Raw genomic sequence first — 26308 nt, forward strand, 5'->3', positions numbered from 1 at the left:
ACACTATGGAAATATTTGATAAAGGAACTGACTACATGTCACAATATGCAATAGAATATGGCGTCCCTTTACTGAAGGCCATCGCCATTCTGGTTATAGGTATTTGGATTATAAAAGCCATTCGAAGAGGAGTAAGAAACAGTCTCTCGAAGAGTAATGTCGATGAATCGCTTCGTCCATTTTTAATTAGCTTACTCTATAATTCATTACTAATACTGCTTATTCTCACTGCATTAAGCACATTAGGAGTACAGATGACTTCATTTGTAGCAATTATTGGTGCGGCAGGTTTAGCAATAGGACTTTCCCTTCAGGGTACATTACAAAATTTTGCAGGAGGAGTTATTTTATTAACACTTAGACCTTTTAAAGTAGGTGATTATATAGACGGTGCAGGGTATTCGGGAACTGTACAATCAATACAAATTTTTCAGACATTGTTACTAACGCCAGATAACAAAAAAATAGTAATACCTAATGGTAAGTTAAGTAATGATGGAATTGTGAACTACAGTGCTGAAGATAAAAGAAGGGTGGACATGGTATTTGGTATTGGATATGGTGACGATATTAAAAAAGCCAAAGATATTTTAGTGAGGCTTTGCCAGGAAGATGAAAGGGTTCTTGAGGAACCAGCATTCAGAGTGGATGTTAGCAGTCTGGGCGATAGTTCAGTGAATTTCAACGTTCGCCCTTGGGTTCAAACTTCTGATTACTGGAACGTTTTTTGGGATTTCCAGGAGAAAGTGAAATTGACTTTCGATAAAGAAGGAATCAGCATTCCATTCCCTCAGAGAGATGTTCATATCTATAATGAGAAATAAATTTTAATAAATATTTAACTAAAGCCGTTCCAATTAAGATTTGGAACGGCTTTTTTATTTCCGAATGATTAAATTAAAGCATGAAAAGTAAACTTCTCCTCCCAGGGGTATCGTTTGTATTCCTGATTATCATATGCGTTGTTTCATTTAATCAAATCACCCCACCCGAGCCGGCCTTGCCCGGTTATACTCCGGATAGTTACTCAGCCTATCGTGCTATTGAGCATTTAAAAATTGTCGCTAAAGAACCGCACGGCACAGGTACACCAGCACACAAACGAGTAAGGAATTACATTTATGATCAGTGTAAAAAGCTTGGTGCCAAAATAAAAGTTCTTACCAACACAGGCATACAGTATCGAGGTGGTACCAATGTTACAGCAGGTACAGCCTATAATATTTTAGCAAAGCTAGAAGGCACTGATAACAGCAAAGCCGTTTTAGTGATGGGTCATTACGATTCACAGCCGAATACTCCCGGAGCTGGTGACGATGGCTCTTCCATTGCCTCTATGTTGGAAGTAATGGAATTATTGGCAAAACAAGGCCCACTAAAGAATGACATCTACTTTTTAATGACTGATCAGGAAGAAGTGGGTCTACTTGGTGCAGAGGCTTTTGTCAATTCCTATCCGGAACTTGATGAGATTGGTATGCTTCTCAACTTCGATGCTCGGGGAAATACAGGCGTGAATTTTACGTTCGAAACAACTTCTCAGAATGGCTGGATTATGCGTGAGTTTTCAAAGGCTGTAGATCAACCATTGGCCAATGCATTGGCTTATGAAATTTATAAACTCATGCCTAATGGAAGCGATTTTACTGAGTTTAAAGACACCCACATCAGCGGCCTTAATTCTGCATTTATTGAAGGGCATGCTTATTACCACAGTCCGGAAGATACGTGGCGAAACATGAACCTGGGCACACTGCAACATCAGGGTGATTTAATGTGGGAAATGGTGAACCACTTCGGAACTATTGATCTAAATGAAACCAAAGCAGAAGATGCCATCTTTTTCTCAATCCTGAATCAGGTAGTTATTTATCCGGCCAGCTTAGATTGGCCTTTAATCGTTCTTTCGATAGTATTGCTTGGCTTTACTATCTATTTTCTCAGAAGTAAGCAATCGGTAAACATGCCGGCTGTTTTTAAAGGTGCTGGGCTGTACTTAGCGCTCCTGATTATCAGCTTTTCTTTGGTATGGATTATCAACTCAATTATACTTTCGTTAAATCCACATTTTAGCAGCTTTTATGGTAATGATTTCTATAATTCGGGTTATTACATCTGGTGTTTTATTGGTGCCTGTACCGTTGTTCTTGGCGTCATTCTTAAGTATTTAGTGAAGTCATCTTCAGGATACAACTTCTTACTGGGATCGTTAATAATACAAGCCATTTTGATTCTAGTGCTTAAAATTTACGTACCCACAGGCGCTTTCATACTTTATGTTCCGATGATCATTAATTTAGTACTAATGATAATAGCATCGATAAAACAGCCTATAGAAAACTCGATTGCTCCTTTTTTAATAATAGTAATACCGGTGCTATTGTGGCTTCCATTTATATACTTCCTGTTCGTAGTATTCAGTTTTAGTCTGCCTTATGCATCAGCCATTTTTGTACTGCTTCTTCTGCCCTACTTAGCGCCACTTATGCAGTATTGGAATAATATAAACAATCATATAGTATACGGTTTGGGTGCTTTAATGATTGCTTATGGACTTTTGGCCGGACAACTAACGGCTTCACCTTCTGATGACTACCCTCAGCAGACCACCTTAGCGTATGGTTTAAATTTGGATACAAATGAAGCTATTTGGTTTTCAAGACAGAAGCTTAAAGATGAATTCATTTCAAACTATATTAAATCAGATGAGCAAGGGCACATTGAAGAAATTTATTCCAACTCCTCAGCCTGGTACTGGAAGGACGAAGCACCTGTCGTGAATATCATGGCTGGTCGTTTTGCCATTGTTAGCGATACAATAGTGAATGATATGCGAGAGCTAACGCTTAAAATTATGCCCGGACATGAAGTTACTTATTTTAACATATCGTTACCTGAAGATGCCTATTTCACTCAGATAAATGAAAGAGAATTAGAAGGCGAAATGGCTGGAACATTACAATACTATGGCGCCCCATCAAGTGGGTGTATATTAAAGATAAAAGCTAAGCCAGGAACAATGACAATACCACTGGTCGAATCTAAAATGTCTATTGCAAACGCCTTGCTAACCACACCTTTGCCTGAAGATTTTATTTGGGCACCTGGGTATATGAGTAATAATATGTTCATTAAAAGAACGATCGACTTATGAAGCACGTTTGTTTGCTTAGAGGGGTAAATGTGAGTGGCTCGAATAAAATTAAAATGGCTGAACTAAGAGAAGCCCTGGAATCAGAAGTAGATTTAAACAACATTCAAACCTATATTCAAAGTGGCAATATTATTTTGGACAGTGAATTGAATAAAAATGAAGTAAGTATAAAAGTGCATCAATGTATTAAGAAGTCATTTGGATTTGATATGCCAGTTTTAACACTCTCTCAAGACGAATTAAAAGCTATAAAGTCAGCCAACCCTTATTCGGATTCAGATATTAAGAAGCAGTATTTTGTCTTTTTGTTTTCTATACCCGAAGAGGAACAGATTAAAAAAATGAATGCACTTTCATATCCCAATGAGGAATTTACAATCACTGATTCTGTGGTCTACTATCATCCAAAAGAAGGTTATGGCAAAGCCAAATTAAGTAATAATGCCTTTGAAAATAAGTTGAAAGTTAGGGCAACGGCCAGAAATTTAAATACGTTGGAAACATTGATTAAACTCGCTCAATAACTATGGATTTAGAAAAACTTCGTTACCCAATAGGTAAGTTAAGCTATGCCGGCTCACCAACTATCGATCAAAGAAATGGATGGATTCAAGACATTGCTGAGTTTCCTGATCAATTACGGGCTGCTGTGAAAGACTTAACCCAAGAGCAATTACAATGGCACTATCGACCGGAAGGTTGGACAATAAGACAAGTGGTACATCATTGTGCCGATAGTCATCTCAATGCACAATTACGCTTTAAGTTAGCTCTTACTGAAGGATTGCCTACAATCAAACCTTATAAGGAAGCTTTATGGGCTCAGTTGCCTGATATTGAGGAAGACATCAACGTATCCTTAGATTTACTGACGGCCTTGCACAAGAAATGGGTGTATTTGTTAGAACGCTTATCAGAAGAAGATTTTAGTAGACAGTATATTCATCCTGAACATAATAAAACATTCGATCTGAACTTTACAGTGGCCATGTATTCATGGCATTGCAGACACCATTATGCGCATGTATTGCAAGCCATAGAACATAAAGGTGAGTTCGCTTGAAACCCATCAACAGAATAGCAATAATCCTATTCGTCATCTTTTTGATGCCGGCATTATTTTTTAGTGCTTATGAAATTGCGTCACTCAACCAGGACGAAGAAGAAATCAACAAAATTTACGAGCAACAATTAGAGGCTTTCCTCTTTTCTGCCAACCAGTACGCTGATGACATTTTAAATACCTGGATAGCTAAACTTGAAGTTGGAATGCAACTTACCGAAGTTGACACCTCCTCTAAAGAGGTGAAAAAACTGATGGATCTAAACCCTTCTATTAATTCGCTCATTACTTATTACATTGATGATGAAGCGGCTACCATTATTCCTAGGGATACTTCGGTTGTTCAGTACATGAGTGAGATCAATAAATTATTAATTGAGAATAAAGACATTGGCAAAAGGCTCATAAAATATAGTAAGAGTGGCTTCCAGAAAATTGAACCTATCAGTTTTAATATAAATAAAGAATTAATTGTTTTTCTATTTCATCCGGGCACTAATACAGATGATGGATTAATCTATGGAATAGTTATTGACCCGGTTCTTTTCATTGAAGACGTGCTGGGCCCAAGATTACAATATATTGCCAAAAACCGATTTGCACTACAGGCAACTAAGGTGAATGAACCCTACCCTATTTATTCAACATTCGATTCCACTAATGTAGAGTCTATCAAACCTGTATTAAGCAAAGACTTATGGTTGTTGCCGGATTATAAACTGGGTATTTCTACGCGTGGTGGCTCTATTCAGTCAATTATTAAAGAAAGAACCTACACAAATTTAGTTTTGATTCTCGCCTTGGATGCGATCCTTATCTTAGGTGTTGTGCTCGTTTTCAGGAATGTGAGAAAAGAGGTGAAACTAGCACAAAACAAATCAGAATTTATCTCCAACGTATCGCATGAAATACGTACTCCTCTGGCGCTCATAAGCATGTTCGCAGAAACACTAGAACTTGGCAGGGTGCCTACTGAGGAAAAGAAAAAGGAATATTATTCCATCATCAATAAAGAAACCCAGCGACTCACAGGCATTGTAAATAAAATATTGAGCTTCAGCCAAATGGATGCGGGCAAGAAACGATTATCATTTGAATCTGTGAATTTAAAGCAAGTAGTAGAAAATGTGCTCGCCACGTATGAATATCATTTAGAAAAAGAGCAGTTTATAATTCAAACAGAGCTAGCAGAGGCAAATATAAATGGAGATAAAGATGCACTTACCGAACTCCTTATCAACCTTATTGACAACGCCATCAAGTACTCTGATAAGTCTAAACGTATTGAAATCAACTTGCTCAAAAAGGAGGGCAAAGCAATGCTAGCCGTTAAAGATTACGGTGTAGGTATTTCAAAAACCGATCAGAAGTATATTTTCGATAAGTTTTTCAGGGTGTCTACGGGTGACTTAGCTAAAAAACAAGGCACTGGCTTAGGGTTAGCCCTGGTAAAACAAATTGTTGATGCTCATAATGCTTCTATAGAATTAAAAAGTGATCTTGGAAAAGGCTCTACTTTTATCGTATCTTTTCCTTTAGAAAAAGTAAACAATGGCTAGAATACTAATTGTTGAAGACGAACCCGCCATGCAAATAGGATTGAAGGATAACCTTGAATTTGATGGTTATTCAGTAGAGGTTGCCAGCGATGGGCAAACCGGGCTCGATAAAATTCTAACTAACGAATATGATTTAGTAGTCTTAGATGTCATGCTCCCGAGTCTTTCAGGTTTTGATGTTTGTAAGCAGGCAAGAAAGGAAGGAAATGATACACCCATTATTTTACTAACCGCGAGAGGCGAAGAAATTGATAAAGTATTAGGACTTGAGTTAGGCGCGGACGATTACATGACCAAGCCTTTTAGCGTAAGGGAACTGCTGGCACGAATCAAAGCCAATTTAAGACGCTCATCAAAATCTCAGTCTAGTAATTCAGATACCATCAAAATTGGCAATTTGCAGATTCAGTTTGATGCTTACAAAGCATATACCCAATCTAATGAAGAAGTAAAGCTCTCGCACAAAGAGTTTGAAATACTTAAATACCTCCACGAAAATAAGGGCAAAGTGGTTTCGCGGTACGATTTACTGGAAAACATTTGGGGCTATGAAGATGATCAGCCAACCACACGCACAGTGGATAATTTCATTGCCCGGTTACGCCATAAAGTAGAGGTCGATCATAATTCCCCCGAAGTGATCCTCACCGTACACGGATCAGGCTATAAAATGATCGTTTGATTATTTCATTCTATAGGCCTTCATTTTCATCATGGTTTTCATGCTGCCATCTTCCTGTTTAAAATCCCATTTCCAATCGAATGAGTTTTCTTTTATGTTATAGAAGAGGATTTCCCACTTGCCAGACCCATCATGTAAAACCATATCACCACTTTCATTCTTATACGATTCCCAGGTGGCTGCAATGGAAGTTGACTGATTTTCAATCCATGCGCATTCCCACTTTTCTGTTTTGGTATTATAGATTCTAATATTGGTTCCTAAATAATTTTTACCAGTTTTTTCATTTGGGTTGTACCAAAAATCTTGAATGGCTGCACCGCCCAAGATATATCTGAAATCCCACATGGCTGAATCTTTAACCCAAACATCTTTTTGAAGGTTTTCCATTTTACAATCCCATACACCTACCAACCTGCCATATTGATCAATGGCTTCAGGTAGATTTTTAACATCATCTTGGCTGTAAAATGGCTGTGCAACTAATTGACTGCAAGTAATAAATATTAGCCCAACAATTAGAAAATTAAATTTTTTCATTTTGATCAGTTTTAGAACTAATCTATGGCTGTTTGGCTTTATAGTCGGTTAATCCTATAATTTTTGACTGATCTGCTGCGCTAAACCGCCCATTTTACATCTTATTTCCAACTTGTTACATTTTGTTACATTCTCTTACCAAGCTGTGACATCTGGCATGGCCCACATTGCGTCTTTTGTAGTGTAATCATCAATAACAAAACAACAACGACTATGAAAACTCAATTTGCAACCATCGCCCTGGCCATAATCTCTAGTGTAAGTGTAATGGCTCAATCTAGCACAACTGCAAAAGCTCGCATACTTCCTCACAATGAAGAAGGCTTTGTAAGACTGTTGATCACCGATCATAACAATGAACCGGTAGTAGTGAAATTCAAAAGTGGAAATACACTCATCTCCAAAAACAAGATAAATACCTCCAACAAAGACAATGGCTTTATCAAGTTATATGATATTAGAAATTTAAGAAACGGAGATTACACCCTTGAGATTGAGAACAATGGCACTGTAATAACTTATAATTTTACAACAGACGGTAACTTGCCTGTTTGGACCCAATATTGGAACGATCAACTCAATAACAACACCCGATTAGCTAAAAATGACAGCGCGGATTCGTCCAAGCTAGTAGCAGAGAACTAACAATATTGTTAATTTGGAAGAAATTATAACCATTGAAGAAGCTAGCGCCAATTTTCATAAGCTGTTTGGTTATGCTGCCGCAACTATCCAATGGCCAGTTGATAGATCTCAACGGTCGTTGGAAGTTTGCGTTAGGCGACCAAGGCAACTGGAGTTCCAAAGATTTTGACGACTCCGGATGGGAATCTATTCGCGTACCTTCACCCTGGGAAAATCAGGGTTTCCATGGTTATGATGGCTTTGCATGGTATCGGATAAAATTCGATGGATCCAGTTTACCTAAAGGCGTAAACCTTTTCCTCAATATGGGATATGTTGATGATGCCGATGAAGTATATCTTAACGGTCAGCTCATTGGTTTTTCCGGCTCTATGCCGCCCAACTATCAAAGCGCGTATAATACGGAAAGAAAGTACATTATCCCTCAAAACCTGATAAATTATACAGGAGAGAATACGATAGCTGTTCGTGTTTTCGATGCCACATTAGGCGGTGGTATCATGGATGGAAAAATTGGCATCTACCGGGTTTCTGCTGGTTCACCAATTCTGTTAGACTTGCGGGGCATATGGGACTTTAGCATTAGCGAAAGCGGGGCAAAACCAGCAGATAATGCACATTGGGATAAAATAAATGTACCCAGCTTCTGGGAAAAAGAAGGCTTTAGAAGATACGATGGATATGCCTGGTATCGTAAGTATTTTGACTTTACACCAGACTTGGAAAACGAGCAGCTTTTACTCATTCTCGGCAAGATCGATGATTTTGATGAAGTATATGTCAATGGAAAACTTGTCGGCAGAACCAGAGATAATCGTCATTTCCCACACAGTAAATCATACAGCGAATATCGTATTTACTATCTTCCATCCACTATTTTGAATAAAAATGAACCCAATCTAATTGAAGTACAGGTAGAGGACATCGGACTCGATGGTGGCATTTATGAAGGACCTATCGGCATCACCACAAAAGACAGGCTTTATCGACTCATTAATAAATAGTATTGCTACTTTTAATCAATGAGTACCATTGAGCATTTAACTATTACCACCCCCGACCAAGAAGAACTGGCCGCCAGATATTATTCTGGTTCAGAAAATAAACTAATCATCATTGCTCCGGCTGTGGGAATACCACAAGGTTACTACAAGCACATTGCTCATTATTTTTCCAACTTGGGTTATCAACTACTTACTTTCGATTACCGTGGCATTGGAGATTCAAGAAATATAAAGAACCCTGAAAGTTGCTCTCTTTATAATTGGGGAGATTTGGATTTAAACACTGTGATTGAATTTGTCAGAAATAACTATAGCAGTAATATCTACCTTATTGGACACAGTATTGCTGGGCAAGTATTTCCAATAGCTAAAAATAATACACATGTAAAACGAGCTTATTTCGCTGCCTCACAAAATTTATCCTATAGCAACTGGGAGGGATATCACAAATATTTAGTGAGTATATTTTGGCACATCATTATCCCCTTTTTCACAAAAATTAATGGCCCATTGCCGGGCTTCGCATACGGTGGCAACAAATCTTTACCAAAAAATGTAGCCAAAGATTGGCGGCTTTGGGGAATAACGCCTGATGGGGCTATTGGTGCAATTCCAGATGGTAAAGAGCGCTATGCCCAAATCACCACGCCAACAAAATTTGCGGCCATGACTGATGATCATCTCTTTGCGCCACCAAAAGCCGTAGAAACACTATTTCATTCTTATGGCTCCGCAGAAAAAGAATATCTGCTACTCAACCCAAAAGAATATAACATGAAAGAGATTGGACACTTTAACTTTTTTAAGAAGGATAAAAGCGCTCTTTGGGAGGACATTCACCTTTGGTTCGAGAAAAACTAACTGCCAAAAAATGCATCTGTTTTGCCGTTTGTAAAATAGATTCCACACTATTTTCTATTACATTTTTCAAGTAGTATCTTCAATGCCTGTTTAAACATCGAAAAATATGATCAGAAAGAATATCAGTTATTTACTAATTACAGCATTGCTGTTAACCACATTAGTAAGCTTTTCACAACGAAAGAGAAATTCCAATACCAGTAGCACATCAGCTTCAGCATTGGTAGATTCTGTTTTCTCGGGAATTAAACTAAGAAATATCGGACCTGCACTCATGTCAGGCAGAATTGCTGATGTAGCAATTCATCCGGAAAACGAAAGTGTTTGGTACGTGGCGGTAGGCTCCGGTGGTGTTTGGAAAACTGAAAATGCCGGAACCACATGGACACCCATTTTTGATGATCAATCATCTTATTCTATTGGCTGTGTAACCATTGATCCTAATAATCCACATACCATTTGGGTTGGAACAGGAGAAAATGTTGGCGGTCGTCATGTCGGGTTTGGCGATGGTGTATATCGCAGTGATGATGGTGGTGAAAACTGGTCAAACATGGGACTAAAGGCTTCTGAGCATATTTCTAAGATTATTGTTCACCCATCTAACTCCAACATTGTATGGGTGGCTGCTCAAGGCCCGCTATGGAAAAGCGGAGGCGAGAGAGGTCTTTACAAAACAACAGATGGTGGCAAAACCTGGAAGAAAACATTAGGTGACAACGAATGGACTGGTGTAACTGATATTTTGATTGACCCGCGCAACCCGGATGTATTGTATGCAGCTACATGGGATAGACATAGAACAGTTGCAGCATACATGGGTGGAGGCCCGGGCTCAGGCATTCACAAAAGTACAGATGGTGGAGAAACATGGATAGAATTGACTGATGGATTACCTACTTCAAACATGGGTAAAATAGGTTTGGCCATATCACCACAGCAGCCAGATATCGTTTATGCTGCTATAGAATTAGACAGAAGAACAGGAGGCGTTTACAGATCTTCAGACAAAGGAATGACCTGGGAGAAGCGATCAGATGCTGTTTCAGGCGCTACCGGACCGCATTATTATCAGGAACTGTATGCCTCACCACACGAGTTTGAAAAGTTGTATTTAGTGGATGTTAGGTTACAGGTTTCGGAAGATGGTGGAAAGAATTTTCACTTAATCAACTATGAACACAAGCACAGCGATAATCACGCGATAGCTTTTAAGAAGAGTGACCCTAACTATATATTGGTAGGTACAGATGGTGGTATCTATGAATCATTTGATAACACCAAAAATTGGAGGTTTATAAAGAACCTTCCTGTTACTCAGTTTTATAAAGTAGCTGTTGACGACAGCGAGCCATTCTATAATATTTATGGAGGGACACAAGATAATAGCACCCAAGGCGGGCCTTCAAGAACGGATAATGTACAAGGTATACAAAATGGTGATTGGAAAATTGTTTTGGATTGGGATGGCCATCAACCGGCTACAGAGCCAGGGAACCCTAACATCATGTATGGCGAACGTCAGGAAGGAAATATATCTCGTATTGATTTAAAAACTGGTGAAGTAATTGATATCCAACCTCAACCAGATAAAGATGAACCACACGAACGTTTCAATTGGGATGCACCGATTCTCGTGAGCCCGCATTCACCTTCAACTATCTACTTTGCATCTTACAGAGTTTGGAAATCTGAAAACAGGGGTGATAAATGGACCGCCATTTCAGGTGATCTCACTAAAAACCAAAATAGAATCGAATTGCCTATCATGGGCAGAAAGCAAAGCTGGGATAATGCATGGGATTTCCTTGCAATGTCAAATTACAACACGATTACTTCATTAGCTGAATCGCCTAAGAAAGCTGGTGTAATCTATGCCGGAACAGATGATGGCCTAATTCAAGTAACGGAAAATGGTGGCGAAAGCTGGCGCAAAATTGAAGTGGCTAACCTACCAGGTGTTCCTTCAACGGCTTTTGTAAATGACATTAAAGCCGACTTGTTTGATGAGAATACTGTGTACGTAGCACTCGATAACCACAAGTATGGAGATTTCAAACCTTACCTGCTAAAAAGTACTGACAAAGGAAGAACCTGGTCATCCATAACTGGCAATTTACCTTCCAAAACATTGGTTTGGAGAATGGTTCAAGACCATGTGAATCCACAGTTGCTATTTGCAGGGACAGAGTATGGTATCTATTTCACCATTAATGGTGGAAAGAACTGGGTAAAAGTAGCAGGCGCACCAACCATTTCATTTAGAGACCTTGCTATTCAACGCAGAGAAAATGATTTAATTGGAGCTTCTTTTGGAAGAGGCTTCTTTGTATTAGACGATTATTCTGTGTTGCGCGATGTAACTGAGGCTAAATTACAGCAAGAGGCTGCGTTATACTCAACAAGAAAGGCCTGGTGGTATATTCCCAGATCAGACATCAGCTTTGATGAGCCCAAAGGCTCTTTAGGAGCAGCACATTATGTAGCTCCAAACCCGGAATTTGGTGCAGTATTTACTTACTACTTAAAAGAAGAACTAAAATCTAAAAAAGATGCAAGGCAGGAAAGTGAAAAGCAAGCAGAGAAAACTAAGAGCAACATCAGTTTCCCAGGATATGAAAATGTGCTTGCCGAAGAAAATCAGCTGGAGCCTCAAATTTGGTTAACTGTTGAAGATAGTAGTGGCAAAGTAATCCGAAGAATAAAAGGTAATACAACCTCAGGTTTTCACAGAATTGCCTGGGATTTAAGACACCCACTACCTGAGGCCATCGCATTAGGGCAAGATCCATCTGAAGATGAGCCTGCCGGAATGCTTGCAGCTCCCGGAAAGTACAAAGTTTCGCTTTCAAAAGTGGTAGATGGAAAAACAACACAACTGGCAGAGCCTATTGAGTTTGATGTAGTTCCATTGAGAGAAGGTACATTAAAAGGTGCCAGCCCTGAAGTGGTTGCCGACTTTATGCGCAACTATGAAACAGCTTATGGTAGAAAAACTGCAGTAGACATTCGTTTGGAAAATCTGACTTCCAGAAGCAATGCAGTGGCAAAATCCATTGCAAACTCTAATACCAAACCTGGTGTGTTGGATACACGATATAACACAATAAGGTCCAAAATACAATCTTTAGAAACTCAGGTGAATGGTAACAAAGCTAAATTGCAGATTGGTGAAAAAACGAAACCCAATTTGGGTGAGCGCATCTTTGCACTTTATCGTGGCTTGAGTAATTCGACTTATGGGCCTACAGAAACTCACAAAAAAACGATGTCCATTATCACAGAAGAACTCGATTCTGTTGAAGGTAATTTGAAATCGTTAGAAGCTGAGTTAAGCGCACTTGTAAAAGATCTTCAAAAGGCTGGTGCCCCTTGGGTAGAAGGTATGGATTAGTAATGGTATAATTGAGAATGTCTCAAAAAGGATGCGTAATAATAAAGTCATTCTGACGAAGGAAGAATCTCACTAAGATGTTAATTACAAACTTTCAACTTAGTCAGATCCCTCGTTTCCTCGGGATGACTACCATTTTAAGATATTCTTTCATTATGTTTAGCGCGAGAGATTGAAATTAAAGTTGTAGAAATTATGAATTGGGATGATGTAATGAAATATGCTCAAAAGGGCACTCCGGCACCGGATAGAAGAGTAGAAAAAACAGAGCAGGAATGGAAAGATCAGCTAACCCCGGAGCAGTACCGAATTACCCGCTTAAAAGGAACGGAAAGGGCATTTACGGGCGAGTTATGCAATGTGTATGACGAAGGTAAATATGAATGTATTTGCTGTGGAGAACCGTTATTCGATTCCAGCATTAAGTTCGAAAGTTCCTCGGGCTGGCCTAGTTTTACCGACCCGATTAAAGAAAATGCTATCAAATATGAATTGGATAGGTCTTTTGGAATGACTCGCGTGGAAGTGATGTGCAATGTATGCGATGGACATCTTGGCCACGTATTCCCTGACGGACCGAAACCCTCAGGTTTGCGCTACTGCATCAATTCTGAGTCAATTAAGTTGACTAAATAGGTCTGCAGTGTTTTTAGCATGGTAATTGTTAATTCCATTACAATTGATTTAAATTCGAATAAATAAGAAGACAATGGCCAGATTTAACTACTTACTTGTTTTAATAACGATTTCAGCTTTCTCAATTTCATGTGATGTTGATAATGAACCTATTCCGGATAATGTGATTGAAAGCCCTACTGGCCTCAATATAGATCTGGAATGGAGCACTGGAGGTTCGGCAGTTCAGTCTACGGCTGATGTAGATTTAGATTTATTCATGTATAGTGGACCGGATGATGTTGCTTTTTCAGAAACCACTGATTTTGAACGAGTGAGGCTTGAGAACTTCTTCCGCAATGGAACCTATATCGTTAGAATCACATATTTTGATGGTATTTCTGATGTGAATTGGACTTTATATGTAGGCAGCCCAGACTCTGATAAGGATATTATTCTTAAAGATTTCTTCAGCAGAAATGATGTTGGCATACAAGTGGATTATATTGAGATTGTTAAAAATGGCACTACTTATACGATAAACTTATTGTAATTGGCACCTTTGCGGCCAGTTATAAATTAATCCATAATGAAATTTCATTTTGCCTTACTCTTCTACTTCTCTCTTTTTTTATTCTCTTGTGATGATGAGAATGAAACTGCAAATAGTGAACCTGTAACATCAATACCTAAGATTGAGTTTAGAGAAATAAGGTTTGTAGAAACCCCTGTCGATATGTCGGACTCACTTATCGTACGTATCAAGTTCAGTGATTTAGAAATGAATGTTGGTTTAGACGATATTGAATATATATATCCGTATAATCAGAAACACTACTTTAGCAATAAAACTGGACAGTATTTTGATTTTGAAAATGAAAGTCTTGATGATTTGCTTACAATAAAAAATATTGAAGAGATTGATACGCTCCCACCATTCGATCCTGACTTTAACACTTGCTTTTGGGATTTAAGCCCTGAAATATTTTTATCAGATGGTTTTCAGTTGAATGATACAGTGTATTATCAATTTAACAAGTACCATAATAATATTTTTGTTGATTATTGGTATAAAAATAATAGTGGAGAATATGAGTTTTTCGATTGGAGAGAAGCTTTTGAATGTGGACATAATTTTGACGGCCGTATTCCCAATTTAACTTCATTTAATCAAAAAGAACGATTCCCGATACAAATCGATAATTTTTCATTTAAAATAGTCATTACATCAAGATCATCTGGTTTTATTGAATATGGAATGACTTCTTTCGGATTTAAACCATTATTTGGAGGCAAAGATTTGAAATTAAGAATATCAATTGCAGATAGAGATTTGAATGTTAGCAATGTAGTAGAAACTGATATTATTCAAATTCCGTTATGAGTTAGATGAGCCATCACCACCATCACCATAGCGGTAATATAAAATTTGCTTTTTTTCTCAACCTGGGGTTCACCATTATTGAAATTGTTGGTGGTATCTTCACTAATAGTATGGCCATTTTAGCTGATGCCTTACACGATTTTGGTGATAGTGTTTCATTGGGTACGGCATGGTATTTCGATAATCTTTCTCATAAAAAACGTGATAAAAGCTATACCTACGGCTATAAACGTTTCTCACTCATTGGAGCAATTGTAAATGCTTTAATACTCCTCACAGGAAGTGTTTTTATAATTTCTGAAACTGTGCCTCGCCTATTCAATCCGCAAACTCCTGATACTGAAGGGATGATATGGCTTGCTATTTTAGGTGTTATCGTAAATGGACTAGCAGTTTTTAGATTAAAAAAAGGCCATACCATGAATGAAAAAGTGGTTTACCTTCACCTACTCGAAGATGTATTGGGTTGGATAGCCGTCTTAATAGGAGCTATTATCATGCATTTCTATGAGTTGCCCATTATTGATCCTTTACTGTCGATAGGAATTTCACTCTTCATATTGTTTAATGTTTTCAAGAGCCTGAAATCTGTATTTGGTATTCTCATGCAAGGTGTACCACAAGACACGAATACCAAAGAAATCAAAAAATACATCTTATCACTAGAAGGTGTTTTGGAAGTACATGACCTGCACATTTGGAGCATGGATGGAGATTACAATGTGCTCACTGCTCATGTTGTAATGGAGGGAAAACCTTCCATGGACGACCTCTCTCCTATTAAAAAAGAAATTCATGATAATCTACATAAATTTAATATTAACCATGCTACGTTAGAATTTGAAATGGAAGATGAAGAGTGCGTACTCGTGGATTGTTAATGAACATATCTCTAATCATAAGTTTTGCGTATATTTAATCATGGATTATCGAAAATTTTTGGAAATCAGGGCTGATAAGCGATTTGGAAAACCATGTATTAAGGGTACCCGAATTTCAGTTTACGATGTATTAAACTGGTTGTCTAATGGTATGACCCGTGATGATATAAAATCTGATTTTGAGGAACTAACCGATGAAATGATCGATGCTTGTCTGGCCTACGCAGCGGATAAAGAACGAAGGTTGATTACTTTCTCGTGAACCTTTTATTCGATCAAAACATATCACCTAGAATATTAAAAATTCTACCTCCACAATTTTCAAATTGCGAACAAGTACGGTTTGTTGGACTTGAAAACTCGTCCGATATTGAAGTTTTCCAATTTGCCAAGAAAAATAACTACGCTGTCGTTACCTTTGATTCTGACTTTGTAGATCTTAATGCTATGTACGGAACACCTCCTAAAATTGTATATCTTAATACTGGCAACCTCACTACCAAAAATATTTCTGAGCTTCTTCTGAACAATATCATGAGAATTAATCAGTATCTCAGCTCTGATTCAGACGATATTCTCGAACTGATAAAGGCTCATTAAATTCTCTGTTGAATAACCGCGAATTTAGAATTTATACGCTAATCAATGACTTCAAAGTCATTTTGGCTAAGCATGCGCATTCAACCTTTGCTTCTTCACCATTCAAAGTTTAACTTCATCCATGTTAAACCCAACCGAATTTTATGTCAAACACTGATTTAATTATTGAAGAACGCAGCCGAGATATAGGCGATTTTATGGTTGGCCGATTGATACCATTTCGTAAAAAGCGCATGGTAGGGCCTTTTATTTTTATCGACCATATGGGGCCTGCTGTGTTAGGTAATGGTAAATATATGGATGTGGATCAGCATCCTCACATTGGGCTTTCTACACTTACATATATGCTCGAGGGTGAAATTCAGCATCAGGATAGTATAGGAAGCGATCAACTCATTAGGCCTGGTTCAGTAAATTGGATGACGGCCGGCAGAGGCGTAACCCATACAGAACGGACTCCAATACAAAACAGGACACCGGATTTAAGAACAGTACACGGCTATCAGATTTGGGTGGCACTGCCAAAAGAGCTGGAAGAAATGGATCCTCAGTTTCACCACTTCGATGCAAAAGACTTACCTTATTGGAACGACAAAGGAGCAGATTTTAAACTAGTTGCCGGCAAGGGATATGGCAAAGAGTCTCCTGTACCTGTACACTCCGATTTGTTCATGGTAGAAGTAATTTGCAAGGAAGATTATGACCTTGACATCAGTGGCCAACTGGAAGGTGAAATAGGCATATGCATTGTGGAAGGTAGCATTCAAGCCTGCGATAACCACGTGGAAGCCGGTAATATGTTAATTTCTAAAATTGACAATCAGTGCGCTGTAAAAATGAAAGCAGGCACTCATTTGTTGTTATTTGGTGGCCAACCCTTTGAAGAAGAACGGTTTATCTATTGGAATTTTGTCTCATCCTCCAAAGAGCGATTAGAAAAAGCTAAGCAACAATGGCGTGAGAAGAAATTCCCAAAAGTACCTAACGATAATACGTACGTTCCACTACCGGGAGAATCTGTTTAAACAAGAAAGTTATGGGCAAGAAATTCAACGAACTAACTAGTGAGCATAAGAAATTCATAGTTGAACAAAAGATGTTTTTTGTCGGTACTGCCGCAGAAAGTGGACGAGTGAATATATCACCTAAAGGCGTGGATAGTTTTCGAGTTATTGATTCCAATAAAGTTGTGTGGCTGAACCTCACTGGCAGCGGTAATGAAACTGCAGCGCACCTTTCTCTAAATAATCGGATGACTATCATGTTCTGTGCTTTTGAAGGCAAACCACTCATTCTTCGACTTTACGGACAGGCCAAAATATATCATCCAAGAGATAAAGAATTTGAAGAATATATTTCCTTGTTCGATGAAACACCGGGATCGAGGCAAATCATAGTTATGGATGTTGATTTAGTTCAGAATTCCTGCGGTTTTGGAGTACCTATTATGGAATTCAAAGAAGATCGATCGCTTATTACTGACTGGGTGATAAAAAGAGGAAAGGACGGCCTAACAGAATATTGGAAAGAAAAGAATCAGACCAGCATAGATGGTTTTGAGACGCATATCTTAAATAATTAAGCGCACATCAGGTAACTTAGACCAAAACCAACTAACATGAAACTATACTTGGCACCGGTGCTTTTTAGCACTCTGTTATTTTGTTGTAAGCCTGTTTATCAGCAAAAATCAATTTCTTCGGAAGTTGTTCCACTTGCTGATAATAGTAGAACTTCTTTAGACTGGCCGGGAATCTACAGGGGAATTTTACCTTGTGCCGATTGCAGCGGTATAAAAACAGAGTTAACCATTAAAATCGATAATACTTACATTTTAAAAAGACAGTATCTGGGCAAAGATTCCAAAATTATTGAAGATGATGGTGCCGTTTTTTGGGATCAGACGGGTAGTAATATCACCTTAGATGTTGTTGATGATCAGTACAAAGTTGGTGAGAATGCCTTGTTTAAATTAGATAAGGAAGGCAAGCCCATTACAGGAAATTTAGCATCGGAGTATAGACTCCAAAAAGTAGATAATTCTATCACCAATAGAAACTGGGAATTAGTATCGATCGGTGGCGCTGAGATCTCTGCAGAAAAAATCCCAACAATAAAATTTGATGCTGATGCTAATAAAGTTCAAGGTTATGGAGGCTGCAATAACTACAGTGGTAGATTTGAATTAGGTGTAAACAGAAGATTAACTATATCAGGAATTATGGCAACTAAGATGATGTGCCAGAACTCTGTTGAAAATGAGTTTTTTGCAGCACTAAATAAAACCAGCAGCTATCAACTTGAAAGCAATAAATTGATTCTAAAAAGTGGAGATACCAGTTTGATCACATTTGAGGAACACTTTTTTGAGTAGTAGCAATGAACCGCATCGACCGACTTTCAGCTATTCTAATTCAGCTTCAGAGTAAGCGCGTTGTAAAGGCTGCTGAAATATCTGAAAGATTCGGAATAAGCCTGCGAACTGTTTACCGAGATATTCGTGCGCTGGAAGAAGCGGGCGTACCCATAGGCGCAGAAGCCGGTGTGGGCTATTTCATTATGGAAGGCTACAGCTTGCCTGCGGTAAAATTCAATAAAGAAGAAGCGGGTGCCATTCTCATGGCTTCTAAATTAGCGGATAAACAAACGGACGGATCGATTAAATCCAATTTGAATAGCGCCTTGTATAAAATCAGAGCAGCACTAAAAATTGAGGAAAAAGAATATCTGGAAAGTATTGAAAACAATATCGAAGTGCTGCACTCGCCTACTCCTACAAACAATAGTAAATTTCCAGATCACTTTCTTACCGATTTACAAAATGCGCTTTCAAAGAAGCGTATTATCAATTTTGATTACTACTCCAGCTACAACGATACTTTCACCAACCGGGATGTAGAGCCACTAAGCCTATGCTATTATTCAAGACATTGGCACTTAATAGGTTTCTGCAGATTAAGAAATGCTCTTAGAGATTTCAGATCAGATAGAATAATGAAACTTCTCATTAAGGATTCGTCCTTTGACCCTAAAAAGCATAAAGACTACAAAGGCTATGTAGAAAGTGTCATTCAAGGTGCTGCATTAACAGAGGTTGAAGTAAGCTTTGACAACCAGGCCGCCAGATATATTTCTGAGCAACGCTACTTTATGGGCTATATAGAAAGTGAAAAACTTGAAAATAGTGAGAAGATGAAGTTTATGACTTCAGATTTAGAATCATTTGCGCGTTGGTTAATCTCATTCGGGCAGTCTGCATTTGTTCACTCACCCGAAAAGCTCAAAAATCGTGTTATTGAGCTCTTAGAAGAAGGGTTGAAAAATTATTTGAAAAAAAATTAATTTTTCTATTTTCCTGCTGACATAGGGTTGTCACCCCACCCCGTTTACTTGCTTAAAATCAATTTAAAACAAGTAAAAATGAAACAGTTAATCACTTTAATCTTAACACTTATGACAACACTGGCAGTAACCGCAACCGAGACAACCACTTATGAATTGGTAGTTTATCGAATTAAAGCAGAATACAAAGACTCCTACGATGAAGTACTCAATGAGGCACGGGAACATATCATGAAATTTCCAGGAATCATTGAGCATCAAACATTCAAATCTTCGGAAGACGAATTATTATTTATGGATTTAGTAAAGTGGAATTCATTGGAAGAGGCTCGTGATGCAGCTCAAAAAGTAGAGCAAATGATGGAGCTGGCTCCATTTATGGCAGCATTCGAAGAAATCAAATTTATGGACCATTTTGAACTATTTAACTCCGAAACGATGAACAAACTAGACTTATCAAAAACTGACAAAGAGTACTATTTGGCTAAGAATGAACCACGAATAGTGAATGTTAAAAACTACAATTACCTGAATATTAGTGGCGTTTCTGCACCTGAAGATCCAATTTTTAACAGTGCGATAGAAGCCATTTATGCTGTGGCATATGGTGTTAAGTTTTCACTGAAGGAGCAGAATAAAGATTTTGTAGTTCCTAAAATGGAAGCACAATGGTGGGTGGAAGGCACTCAGCCTTTCGAGCAAACGCCAAGAAATGAGTGGCATTGGAATATTGTGATACCTATGCCTGAATTCGTGGTAAAAGCAGATGTGGAAGAAGCTGTACAAAATGCTATTGCAAAAAAAGGTTCAAAGCAGATTAGTGAAGTAGAATTTAAGCCATTGAATGAAGGTAAATCCATTCAAATACTTCATATAGGCAGTTATGAAGAAGAGGCCCCAACATTGGAAAAGCTTTTCACTTTTGCTGCTGAACAAGGTTTAGAAGTAAATGGCAAGCACCATGAAATTTACATTTCAGACCCGAGAAAAACCGCTCCTGAGAACTTGAAGACTATTTTGAGGTATCCGGTGAAGTAAAATATACTATTTACCTTATCGTCATTTCGTAGCATAGCAGAGAAATCCCTATCAGTAACATAGTATATAAACTTTCTGTGAGGCTAAGATTCCTCCACTTTGTTACGGAATGACACCCAATTATAATTTATCATTGCGGGTTTGCCTGACTTACTGCTGGCGGGACCCGCAATATAATGGATTATAAAAAAGAGATTCCGGCTCAATTCTACCCATAAGGCATAGCAAGCGAACCTCATCTCTCACCGCACCTAAACAGATGATTTTTATTATTTTAACTCTTAGTAGTATTGAAAAAAACTAAAGACCAATGAGCAGAAAACCTCAAAACGTTAGGTAAAAACCCTCAAATACATAGGGTAAAATACCTGATTCTGGTAAAACATGATACAAAGTGTCTTATATTTAGAAAATATGCTCCATGAATGGCGCAAGTACATTTGTTGGCAGTAATTGATAGTATACATTACTTTAAGTTTTACACAAACAGATAAAAAGTATATCATGTCTCATATCAATATTAAAGTTTTTTCGTCTTCTGATTTAGGCTTCTTTGTTAATTCAACAATTGTCTATGGTAAAAAAGATGCAATTCTATTTGACGCTCAATTACTACAAAGTGAAGCTCAAAAAGTAGTAGATATAATCAAGAACTTAGATAGACAATTAAAAACAATTTTTATAAGTCATGCACATGCTGATCATTATTTTGGATTAGAAACTTTTTTGAGAGCATTTCCAGATGTAAAAATCTATGCACATTCATCTGTGGTGGCTGATGCAAGAAAAACAACTGATCATCAAATTATCGGAATGAAGCAACTATATCAAGAATTGATTCCAGATTCTATTCCTATTCCAGAGCCATATGACGATTTGACTTTTCGTATAGAAGAAGATGACATTCAAATCATTCCTAATCTAGCAGGTGATATAGCTCCAAGCACAGCATATTTTATTCCGTCTGTCCAAACAATGATTGCTGGAGATGTTGTATTCAACAACATTCATCCTTGGACAGTAGACACTAATAATAAAGAGCGTGAGCAATGGATTGACTCACTTGAGAAACTAAAATCATTCAATCCTCAAGTTGTAGTTAGTGGACATAAAGACATAAATCAGCCAGACAGTCCAAGTTCATTAAACTTTATGATTAATTATCTTACGGAATTCAATCGAGCTATTAAGAGTTTTACAAACTCACACGATGTGATTAAACATATGCGACAAAAGTTCCCTGAAGCTAAAAAGACTGGTATACTTAATATAGGAGCAAAAAAGAATAAAGCTGAGAACTTTTCTTTCAAGGATTTTTTTGAAGACTAAAATATCTGAAGAATTTAAGAATGGATGTCAACTATTTTGTTCCATATTTAATTGGAGAATTCAACACCTAAAATAATCTCGGTTATTGAAATTTATCCAAAGGAGAATGATTAAATCAATAAATCTACTGCCAGCAATGGCTAAGAAAACATAGGAAAGACATGGCTTTCCGAAAGATTCGTTCACTTAGCAAATTTCGTTGGACTGACCTTGTTTCAACCAATTTTAGCCATTCTGCTTTCAATTTTGACAGTAATTGTATGCGGACTTGTCGGACTTCCTATCAGACTAAACAACCGAATAAATACTTGGTGGAGAATTCATTTCTACGTTCCAATTTTAATCGAATTTTTAGGGTTAGTTGCTTGTGTAATTTCTTTAATGCCAGGATTTGTAGAAGAAGTAACATATCGAATGGACGGAATGGATACGACTCAAACTGTTCCAAATCAAATCCTTTCTATTTCAGGTTGGTTTTTAATTGCTATTGGAAAATTACATGTTTATCCACCAATAATACTAGAGCAAAAGTTATTGGTATTATTAAATTCAGTAAAACAGTGTAATTTTAAGACATGAAATCTGACATAATAAAATCACAATAAAACAATTTTGAAGACCATTCACAGACGACTGAAAACGGAATTGAGTTTTGGTTTGCAAGAGACATTCAGCATTTATTGGGATATTCTGAATGGCGTAATTTCCAAAAAGTAATAGTTAAAGCAAAAACTTCTTGCGAAGCCACGGACAATAATATATCAGACCATTTTGTTGACGTCAACAAAATGGTCAAACTTGGCTCAGGAAGTGAAAGAGAGATTGAGGATATTATGTTGACAAGATACGCTTGTTATCTAATTGCTCAAAATGGGGACCCAAGAAAGGAGCCAATAGCATTTGCACAGAATTATTTTGCTGTACAGACAAGGAAACTTGAAGTAATTGAACAAAGAATAAAAGATTGGGAAAGACTTCAAGCAAGACAAAAATTGACTTTGTCAGAAAAAGAGCTTTCAGAATTAATTTATGAAAAAACGGGAAATGACAAAAATTTTGGACTGATAAGAAGTAAAGGCGACCAAGCTCTTTTTGGGAAATCTACTCAGCAAATGAAAAATTTACTTAGAGTACCAAAAGGCAGGGCTCTCACTGACTTCTTACCAACAATTACAATAAAAGCAAAAGACTTTGCCACAGAGATAACTGTATTTAATACAAAAGAAAAAGGCTTACGTTCTGAAAGACAAATTTCGGCTGAACACATAACCAACAACAGAGGTGTTAGAGACATTTTATTAAAAAGAGGAATTAAACCAGAAGAGCTACCCGCTGAAGAGGATATTAAAAAATTGGAAAGACGTGTAACTTCTGAACCAAAAAAAATCTTGGGAAAAATCCTGATAAATTGAAATAAAAAACGACACCACAACAATCGCTATAAAAACATGCCCTTCGGGACGCGTTTCATATCGGGAACGTCACCCCCTCCCACAAATCCCAACATAAGGACAGTACTCACAAACCTTCTTATCTTCTACCTGATCCAAGGGTATCCCCACCCCACCTAAACAGGTGATTTTTATTATTTTAACTCTTAGTAGCATTGAAAAAAAAGTAAAGACCACTGAGCAGAAAAGCCCAAAACGTTAGGTAAAAACCCTCAAATGCATAGGGTAAAACACCTAATTCTGGTAAAACATGCTACAAAGTGTCTTATATTTAGAAAATAGGCGCCAAGAATAGTGCATATACATTTGTTGTTCTTAAGCTTAAAAACAACCGAAACAGAAAGACATTGAATGAAAAAAATAGACCTTCATACACATACTATTTCGACAATTAGCGACTATCCTTTTGACTTTGACCTTTCAAAAGTCAAAGAGTATGTTGACAAGTTGAAAATTGATGCTCTAGCTATCACGAATCACAATGTTTTTGACTTAGCGCAATATTTACATATTAAAAACAACCTGACAATTACCGTTTTCCCAGGTATTGAAGTCGACTTAGAAGGCGGTCATCTTTTGGTAATAACTGATTCAGACGAATTTGAAATCTCAAACTTTGACGAAAAATGCAAGCAAGTTACTGCTTTAATTAAAACAAATACTGACACACTTACAATTGCACAATTCAAAAGCATTTTTACCGAGCTTCACAAATACATTCTTATTCCGCATTACGACAAAAGTCCAGAAATAAAGAAAGCAACAATAGCGGATTTGCAACCTCATATTACATCAGGCGAAGTAGCTAGTATCCCAAAATTCAAAAGAATGATGAAAGAACAGAACGGGCTTACGCCCGTCCTGTTTAGTGATATGCGTTTTAGTAGTAGCTTAGTTGACTTTCCGACAAGGCACACATTTGTTGATCTTAAAGAAATTTCCATAGCAGGAATTAAATCGTGTTTTGCAGACAAAACAAAAATCTCACTAACAAAAGAAAGTGGTAACAATTTTTTTCAAGCCACCGATGATGGTTTAGAGTTATCAACTGGTTTAAATATTATTTTGGGTGGTCGTTCTTCTGGTAAAACGGTTACTCTTGATAAAATAGCTGCATCATCGGGAAGTGCTAAATACATTAGACAATTCTCACTTCTTCAAAATGATGAAGAAACTTTTAATAGGACAAACGACACTAAACTAAGTATTGTGAATAACAATTATTTAACTGAGTTTAAATCGGTTGTTGAAGATGTTGTTCAAATTGACCTTAAACAAAACTTGCTGAGTATAGAAAGCTATTTAGAGTCACTTAAAAAATTTGCAACTGAGAGTGAGAAAAAAGACTTATACTCGAAATGCTTGTTATTTAGTGAAGAATTATTTTCATTAGAAGATTTCAAAAATCTTGATAAGCTTATTGAATCTGTAACGACACTTATTGAAAACAACGAGTATCAAGACATAATAGCCAAATACATCTCGCAAGAAAACCTGAAAGGGCTATTGAATGAGCTAATCCAAAAAGCTGTAATTTCAAAAGTTGAGAGCGAACAAAAAAAATGGTTGAACTCAATCATTAACGATGTTCAACGTGAATTGAGAGTTAAAACCACTAGCACTTTCATTGAAAATGTTGATTTTTATAAAATCGCAACGGATGAAATGAAAGTGGCAAAATTCAATCAAGTAGTTTCTGAGCTTAAAAAACCAAGAAATATACATCGAGAAGAATTAGGTAAATTTTCAATAATTACAACCGCAAAGCCACTTGAAAGTGCTTCAGATTTGCAAAAAATTGGTCGAGACAAAAAAATATATAGCACAGCACTTAGTAAGTATAATGAGCCATATTCCTATATTCAAAAACTAAGAGAGACAGGTGTTGAAGATGCAAATCTCTACAAGTTCTTCGTAAAAATTGAATCCGTTACTTTAAATAAGGACGGATTTAAAGTGTCAGGTGGTGAGCGTTCTGAATTTAACTTAATCCACGAAATAAAGGACGCTACCAAATATGATATTCTGCTAATTGATGAGCCTGAATCTTCTTTTGACAATTTATTTCTAAGAAAAGAAATAAATTGTCTAATTAAGGATATGGCACAACTAATGCCAGTTGTAGTAGTTACACACAATAGCACTGTTGGGGCATCAATAAAACCAAATTTTGTTGCAATCACTCATAAAAACCTTGAAGACGGAGAATTTGTCTATCGCATATTTACAGGTTATCCATCGGATAAAGAATTGACTTGTACTGACGGAACAAAAATTAAAAATTATGAAGCAATTCTTAACTGTTTAGAAGCTGGTGAAGATGCTTACACTGAACGTAAAACTCAAACTTATGAAATACTTAAAGATTGAAAATAATAAGGGTTTATATCGACTTGACACAACACAAGATATTTGGACAGACCTTGACCAAATCAACAAAGAACATTTATTGGATTTGCTGAAATTTGCATCAACAGGTGAATTTGAAATGGACGAGTATAAAGATCAACTACTTCAAAATCCTGCGCATAATATCATTTACAAAAACATTTATGGCAAGTTCAATGACTTTTTAAAAAACAAGACAAGGTTTCAGGATAGTGCTGAGTCAACTTATAAACAAGCGATTGAAAAGTACCAATTACAATGACAGACAAGAAAGCCGAACACACAACATCACCTATGCGAAAGCAGGGGTTTCTTGCTTCGTAGGACAAGGAAGTGGTAAATTTAAAGATCAGTTCTTCGTAGTAAGTTGAGTGGTAA

The 26308-nt window shown here is 37.3% G+C and carries 27 protein-coding genes; 26 read left to right on the top strand and 1 reads right to left on the bottom strand.

The window, feature by feature from the left end; all coding sequences use genetic code 11:
* Positions 1-5: 5 nt before the first annotated feature.
* The 6 genes from JR347_RS15605 (at position 6) to JR347_RS15630 (ending at position 6458) form a co-directional block, all read left to right on the top strand.
* Complete coding sequence (locus tag JR347_RS15605; protein ID WP_205721516.1) at positions 6-824, top strand: mechanosensitive ion channel family protein; 819 nt, start codon at positions 6-8, stop codon at positions 822-824.
* A gap of 80 nt (positions 825-904) precedes the next feature.
* The gene (locus tag JR347_RS15610) at positions 905-3154 is read left to right on the top strand and encodes a M28 family peptidase (protein WP_205721517.1); all 2250 of its coding nucleotides are present in this window, start codon (positions 905-907) and stop codon (positions 3152-3154) included.
* 53 nt (positions 3155-3207) lie between these two features.
* A complete protein-coding gene (locus JR347_RS15615) occupies positions 3208-3678 on the top strand; it encodes a DUF1697 domain-containing protein (RefSeq protein WP_235689694.1) in 471 nt (156 codons plus the stop codon).
* 2 nt (positions 3679-3680) lie between these two features.
* Positions 3681-4217 carry a YfiT family bacillithiol transferase gene (locus JR347_RS15620; RefSeq protein ID WP_205721519.1) on the top strand — a complete coding sequence of 179 codons (537 nt, stop codon included), beginning with the start codon at positions 3681-3683 and terminating at the stop codon, positions 4215-4217.
* A 44-nt stretch (positions 4218-4261) separates the two neighbouring features.
* On the top strand, positions 4262-5776 hold the full coding sequence (locus tag JR347_RS15625) for a sensor histidine kinase (RefSeq protein WP_205721520.1): 1515 nt from the start codon (positions 4262-4264) through the stop codon (positions 5774-5776).
* On the top strand, positions 5769-6458 hold the full coding sequence (locus JR347_RS15630) for a response regulator transcription factor (RefSeq protein WP_205721521.1): 690 nt from the start codon (positions 5769-5771) through the stop codon (positions 6456-6458). The genes JR347_RS15625 and JR347_RS15630 overlap by 8 nt, the downstream gene beginning before the upstream one ends.
* Here the strand turns inward: JR347_RS15630 and JR347_RS15635 are convergent, their stop codons facing one another.
* A complete protein-coding gene (locus tag JR347_RS15635; protein WP_205721522.1) occupies positions 6459-6998 on the bottom strand; it encodes a hypothetical protein in 540 nt (179 codons plus the stop codon).
* A 213-nt stretch (positions 6999-7211) separates the two neighbouring features.
* Here JR347_RS15635 and JR347_RS15640 point away from each other — a divergent pair, with 213 nt between their 5' ends.
* From JR347_RS15640 to JR347_RS15735, 20 genes are all read left to right on the top strand, one after another.
* The gene (locus tag JR347_RS15640; RefSeq protein ID WP_205721523.1) at positions 7212-7643 is read left to right on the top strand and encodes a sialidase domain-containing protein; all 432 of its coding nucleotides are present in this window, start codon (positions 7212-7214) and stop codon (positions 7641-7643) included.
* A gap of 71 nt (positions 7644-7714) precedes the next feature.
* Positions 7715-8647 carry a beta galactosidase jelly roll domain-containing protein gene (locus JR347_RS15645; protein ID WP_205721524.1) on the top strand — a complete coding sequence of 311 codons (933 nt, stop codon included), beginning with the start codon at positions 7715-7717 and terminating at the stop codon, positions 8645-8647.
* Positions 8648-8665: 18 nt separating this feature from the next.
* Positions 8666-9508: an alpha/beta hydrolase family protein gene (locus tag JR347_RS15650; protein WP_205721525.1), complete on the top strand. Its 843-nt coding sequence runs from the start codon at positions 8666-8668 to the stop codon at positions 9506-9508.
* Positions 9509-9614: 106 nt separating this feature from the next.
* Complete coding sequence (locus JR347_RS15655; RefSeq protein WP_205721526.1) at positions 9615-12902, top strand: VPS10 domain-containing protein; 3288 nt, start codon at positions 9615-9617, stop codon at positions 12900-12902.
* A 195-nt stretch (positions 12903-13097) separates the two neighbouring features.
* The gene (gene msrB / locus JR347_RS15660) at positions 13098-13538 is read left to right on the top strand and encodes a peptide-methionine (R)-S-oxide reductase MsrB (RefSeq protein ID WP_205721527.1); all 441 of its coding nucleotides are present in this window, start codon (positions 13098-13100) and stop codon (positions 13536-13538) included.
* A 73-nt stretch (positions 13539-13611) separates the two neighbouring features.
* On the top strand, positions 13612-14070 hold the full coding sequence (locus tag JR347_RS15665; protein WP_205721528.1) for a hypothetical protein: 459 nt from the start codon (positions 13612-13614) through the stop codon (positions 14068-14070).
* Between the two features lie 36 nt (positions 14071-14106).
* Positions 14107-14901, top strand: coding sequence for a hypothetical protein (locus JR347_RS15670; protein WP_205721529.1), 795 nt, complete (start codon positions 14107-14109; stop codon positions 14899-14901).
* Between the two features lie 5 nt (positions 14902-14906).
* The gene (locus tag JR347_RS15675; protein WP_205721530.1) at positions 14907-15782 is read left to right on the top strand and encodes a cation diffusion facilitator family transporter; all 876 of its coding nucleotides are present in this window, start codon (positions 14907-14909) and stop codon (positions 15780-15782) included.
* 40 nt (positions 15783-15822) lie between these two features.
* Positions 15823-16044: a DUF433 domain-containing protein gene (locus JR347_RS15680; protein ID WP_205721531.1), complete on the top strand. Its 222-nt coding sequence runs from the start codon at positions 15823-15825 to the stop codon at positions 16042-16044.
* On the top strand, positions 16041-16382 hold the full coding sequence (locus JR347_RS15685) for a DUF5615 family PIN-like protein (RefSeq protein WP_205721532.1): 342 nt from the start codon (positions 16041-16043) through the stop codon (positions 16380-16382). Before JR347_RS15680 ends, JR347_RS15685 begins: the two co-directional genes overlap by 4 nt.
* A 143-nt stretch (positions 16383-16525) precedes the next feature.
* Positions 16526-17407, top strand: a complete 882-nt coding sequence (locus tag JR347_RS15690) for a pirin family protein (RefSeq protein WP_205721533.1) — start codon at positions 16526-16528, stop codon at positions 17405-17407.
* Positions 17408-17418: 11 nt separating this feature from the next.
* Positions 17419-17964, top strand: a complete 546-nt coding sequence (locus JR347_RS15695) for a pyridoxamine 5'-phosphate oxidase family protein (RefSeq protein ID WP_205721534.1) — start codon at positions 17419-17421, stop codon at positions 17962-17964.
* Positions 17965-18000: 36 nt separating this feature from the next.
* Positions 18001-18756 (top strand): META domain-containing protein, encoded by a 756-nt coding sequence (locus JR347_RS15700; RefSeq protein WP_205721535.1) that lies wholly within the window; start codon positions 18001-18003, stop codon positions 18754-18756.
* A 5-nt stretch (positions 18757-18761) separates the two neighbouring features.
* A complete protein-coding gene (locus JR347_RS15705) occupies positions 18762-19724 on the top strand; it encodes a helix-turn-helix transcriptional regulator (RefSeq protein ID WP_205721536.1) in 963 nt (320 codons plus the stop codon).
* Between the two features lie 78 nt (positions 19725-19802).
* A complete protein-coding gene (locus JR347_RS15710; RefSeq protein WP_205721537.1) occupies positions 19803-20762 on the top strand; it encodes a GyrI-like domain-containing protein in 960 nt (319 codons plus the stop codon).
* A gap of 504 nt (positions 20763-21266) precedes the next feature.
* Positions 21267-22091, top strand: a complete 825-nt coding sequence (locus JR347_RS15715; protein ID WP_205721538.1) for an MBL fold metallo-hydrolase — start codon at positions 21267-21269, stop codon at positions 22089-22091.
* A 246-nt stretch (positions 22092-22337) separates the two neighbouring features.
* Positions 22338-22670 carry a hypothetical protein gene (locus tag JR347_RS15720; protein WP_205721539.1) on the top strand — a complete coding sequence of 111 codons (333 nt, stop codon included), beginning with the start codon at positions 22338-22340 and terminating at the stop codon, positions 22668-22670.
* Positions 22671-22759: 89 nt separating this feature from the next.
* Entirely contained in the window at positions 22760-23503 is a 744-nt protein-coding gene (dinD, locus tag JR347_RS15725; protein ID WP_235689807.1) for a DNA damage-inducible protein D, read from the top strand.
* Between the two features lie 390 nt (positions 23504-23893).
* Entirely contained in the window at positions 23894-25912 is a 2019-nt protein-coding gene (locus JR347_RS15730; protein WP_205721540.1) for a histidinol-phosphatase, read from the top strand.
* Complete coding sequence (locus tag JR347_RS15735) at positions 25893-26192, top strand: hypothetical protein (protein ID WP_205721541.1); 300 nt, start codon at positions 25893-25895, stop codon at positions 26190-26192. The genes JR347_RS15730 and JR347_RS15735 overlap by 20 nt, the downstream gene beginning before the upstream one ends.
* Positions 26193-26308: the final 116 nt, after the last annotated feature.

The sequence above is a fragment of the Fulvivirga lutea genome, assembly GCF_017068455.1.
In the GTDB taxonomy this organism is placed as follows: Bacteria; Bacteroidota; Bacteroidia; order Cytophagales; family Cyclobacteriaceae; genus Fulvivirga; species Fulvivirga lutea.

Bases quoted from the DNA above. Each gene is read 5' to 3' on its own strand.
- JR347_RS15605 (WP_205721516.1), top strand. From the start codon at position 6: ATGGAAATATTTGATAAAGGAACTGACTACATGTCACAATATGCAATA.
- JR347_RS15610 (WP_205721517.1), top strand. From the start codon at position 905: ATGAAAAGTAAACTTCTCCTCCCAGGGGTATCGTTTGTATTCCTGATT.
- JR347_RS15615 (WP_235689694.1), top strand. From the start codon at position 3,208: ATGGCTGAACTAAGAGAAGCCCTGGAATCAGAAGTAGATTTAAACAAC.
- JR347_RS15620 (WP_205721519.1), top strand. From the start codon at position 3,681: ATGGATTTAGAAAAACTTCGTTACCCAATAGGTAAGTTAAGCTATGCC.
- JR347_RS15625 (WP_205721520.1), top strand. From the start codon at position 4,262: ATGCCGGCATTATTTTTTAGTGCTTATGAAATTGCGTCACTCAACCAG.
- JR347_RS15630 (WP_205721521.1), top strand. From the start codon at position 5,769: ATGGCTAGAATACTAATTGTTGAAGACGAACCCGCCATGCAAATAGGA.
- JR347_RS15635 (WP_205721522.1), bottom strand. From the start codon at position 6,998: ATGAAAAAATTTAATTTTCTAATTGTTGGGCTAATATTTATTACTTGC.
- JR347_RS15640 (WP_205721523.1), top strand. From the start codon at position 7,212: ATGAAAACTCAATTTGCAACCATCGCCCTGGCCATAATCTCTAGTGTA.
- JR347_RS15645 (WP_205721524.1), top strand. From the start codon at position 7,715: ATGCTGCCGCAACTATCCAATGGCCAGTTGATAGATCTCAACGGTCGT.
- JR347_RS15650 (WP_205721525.1), top strand. From the start codon at position 8,666: ATGAGTACCATTGAGCATTTAACTATTACCACCCCCGACCAAGAAGAA.
- JR347_RS15655 (WP_205721526.1), top strand. From the start codon at position 9,615: ATGATCAGAAAGAATATCAGTTATTTACTAATTACAGCATTGCTGTTA.
- msrB (WP_205721527.1), top strand. From the start codon at position 13,098: ATGAATTGGGATGATGTAATGAAATATGCTCAAAAGGGCACTCCGGCA.
- JR347_RS15665 (WP_205721528.1), top strand. From the start codon at position 13,612: ATGGCCAGATTTAACTACTTACTTGTTTTAATAACGATTTCAGCTTTC.
- JR347_RS15670 (WP_205721529.1), top strand. From the start codon at position 14,107: ATGAAATTTCATTTTGCCTTACTCTTCTACTTCTCTCTTTTTTTATTC.
- JR347_RS15675 (WP_205721530.1), top strand. From the start codon at position 14,907: ATGAGCCATCACCACCATCACCATAGCGGTAATATAAAATTTGCTTTT.
- JR347_RS15680 (WP_205721531.1), top strand. From the start codon at position 15,823: ATGGATTATCGAAAATTTTTGGAAATCAGGGCTGATAAGCGATTTGGA.
- JR347_RS15690 (WP_205721533.1), top strand. From the start codon at position 16,526: ATGTCAAACACTGATTTAATTATTGAAGAACGCAGCCGAGATATAGGC.
- JR347_RS15695 (WP_205721534.1), top strand. From the start codon at position 17,419: ATGGGCAAGAAATTCAACGAACTAACTAGTGAGCATAAGAAATTCATA.
- JR347_RS15700 (WP_205721535.1), top strand. From the start codon at position 18,001: ATGAAACTATACTTGGCACCGGTGCTTTTTAGCACTCTGTTATTTTGT.
- JR347_RS15705 (WP_205721536.1), top strand. From the start codon at position 18,762: ATGAACCGCATCGACCGACTTTCAGCTATTCTAATTCAGCTTCAGAGT.
- JR347_RS15710 (WP_205721537.1), top strand. From the start codon at position 19,803: ATGAAACAGTTAATCACTTTAATCTTAACACTTATGACAACACTGGCA.
- JR347_RS15715 (WP_205721538.1), top strand. From the start codon at position 21,267: ATGTCTCATATCAATATTAAAGTTTTTTCGTCTTCTGATTTAGGCTTC.
- JR347_RS15730 (WP_205721540.1), top strand. From the start codon at position 23,894: ATGAAAAAAATAGACCTTCATACACATACTATTTCGACAATTAGCGAC.
- JR347_RS15735 (WP_205721541.1), top strand. From the start codon at position 25,893: ATGAAATACTTAAAGATTGAAAATAATAAGGGTTTATATCGACTTGAC.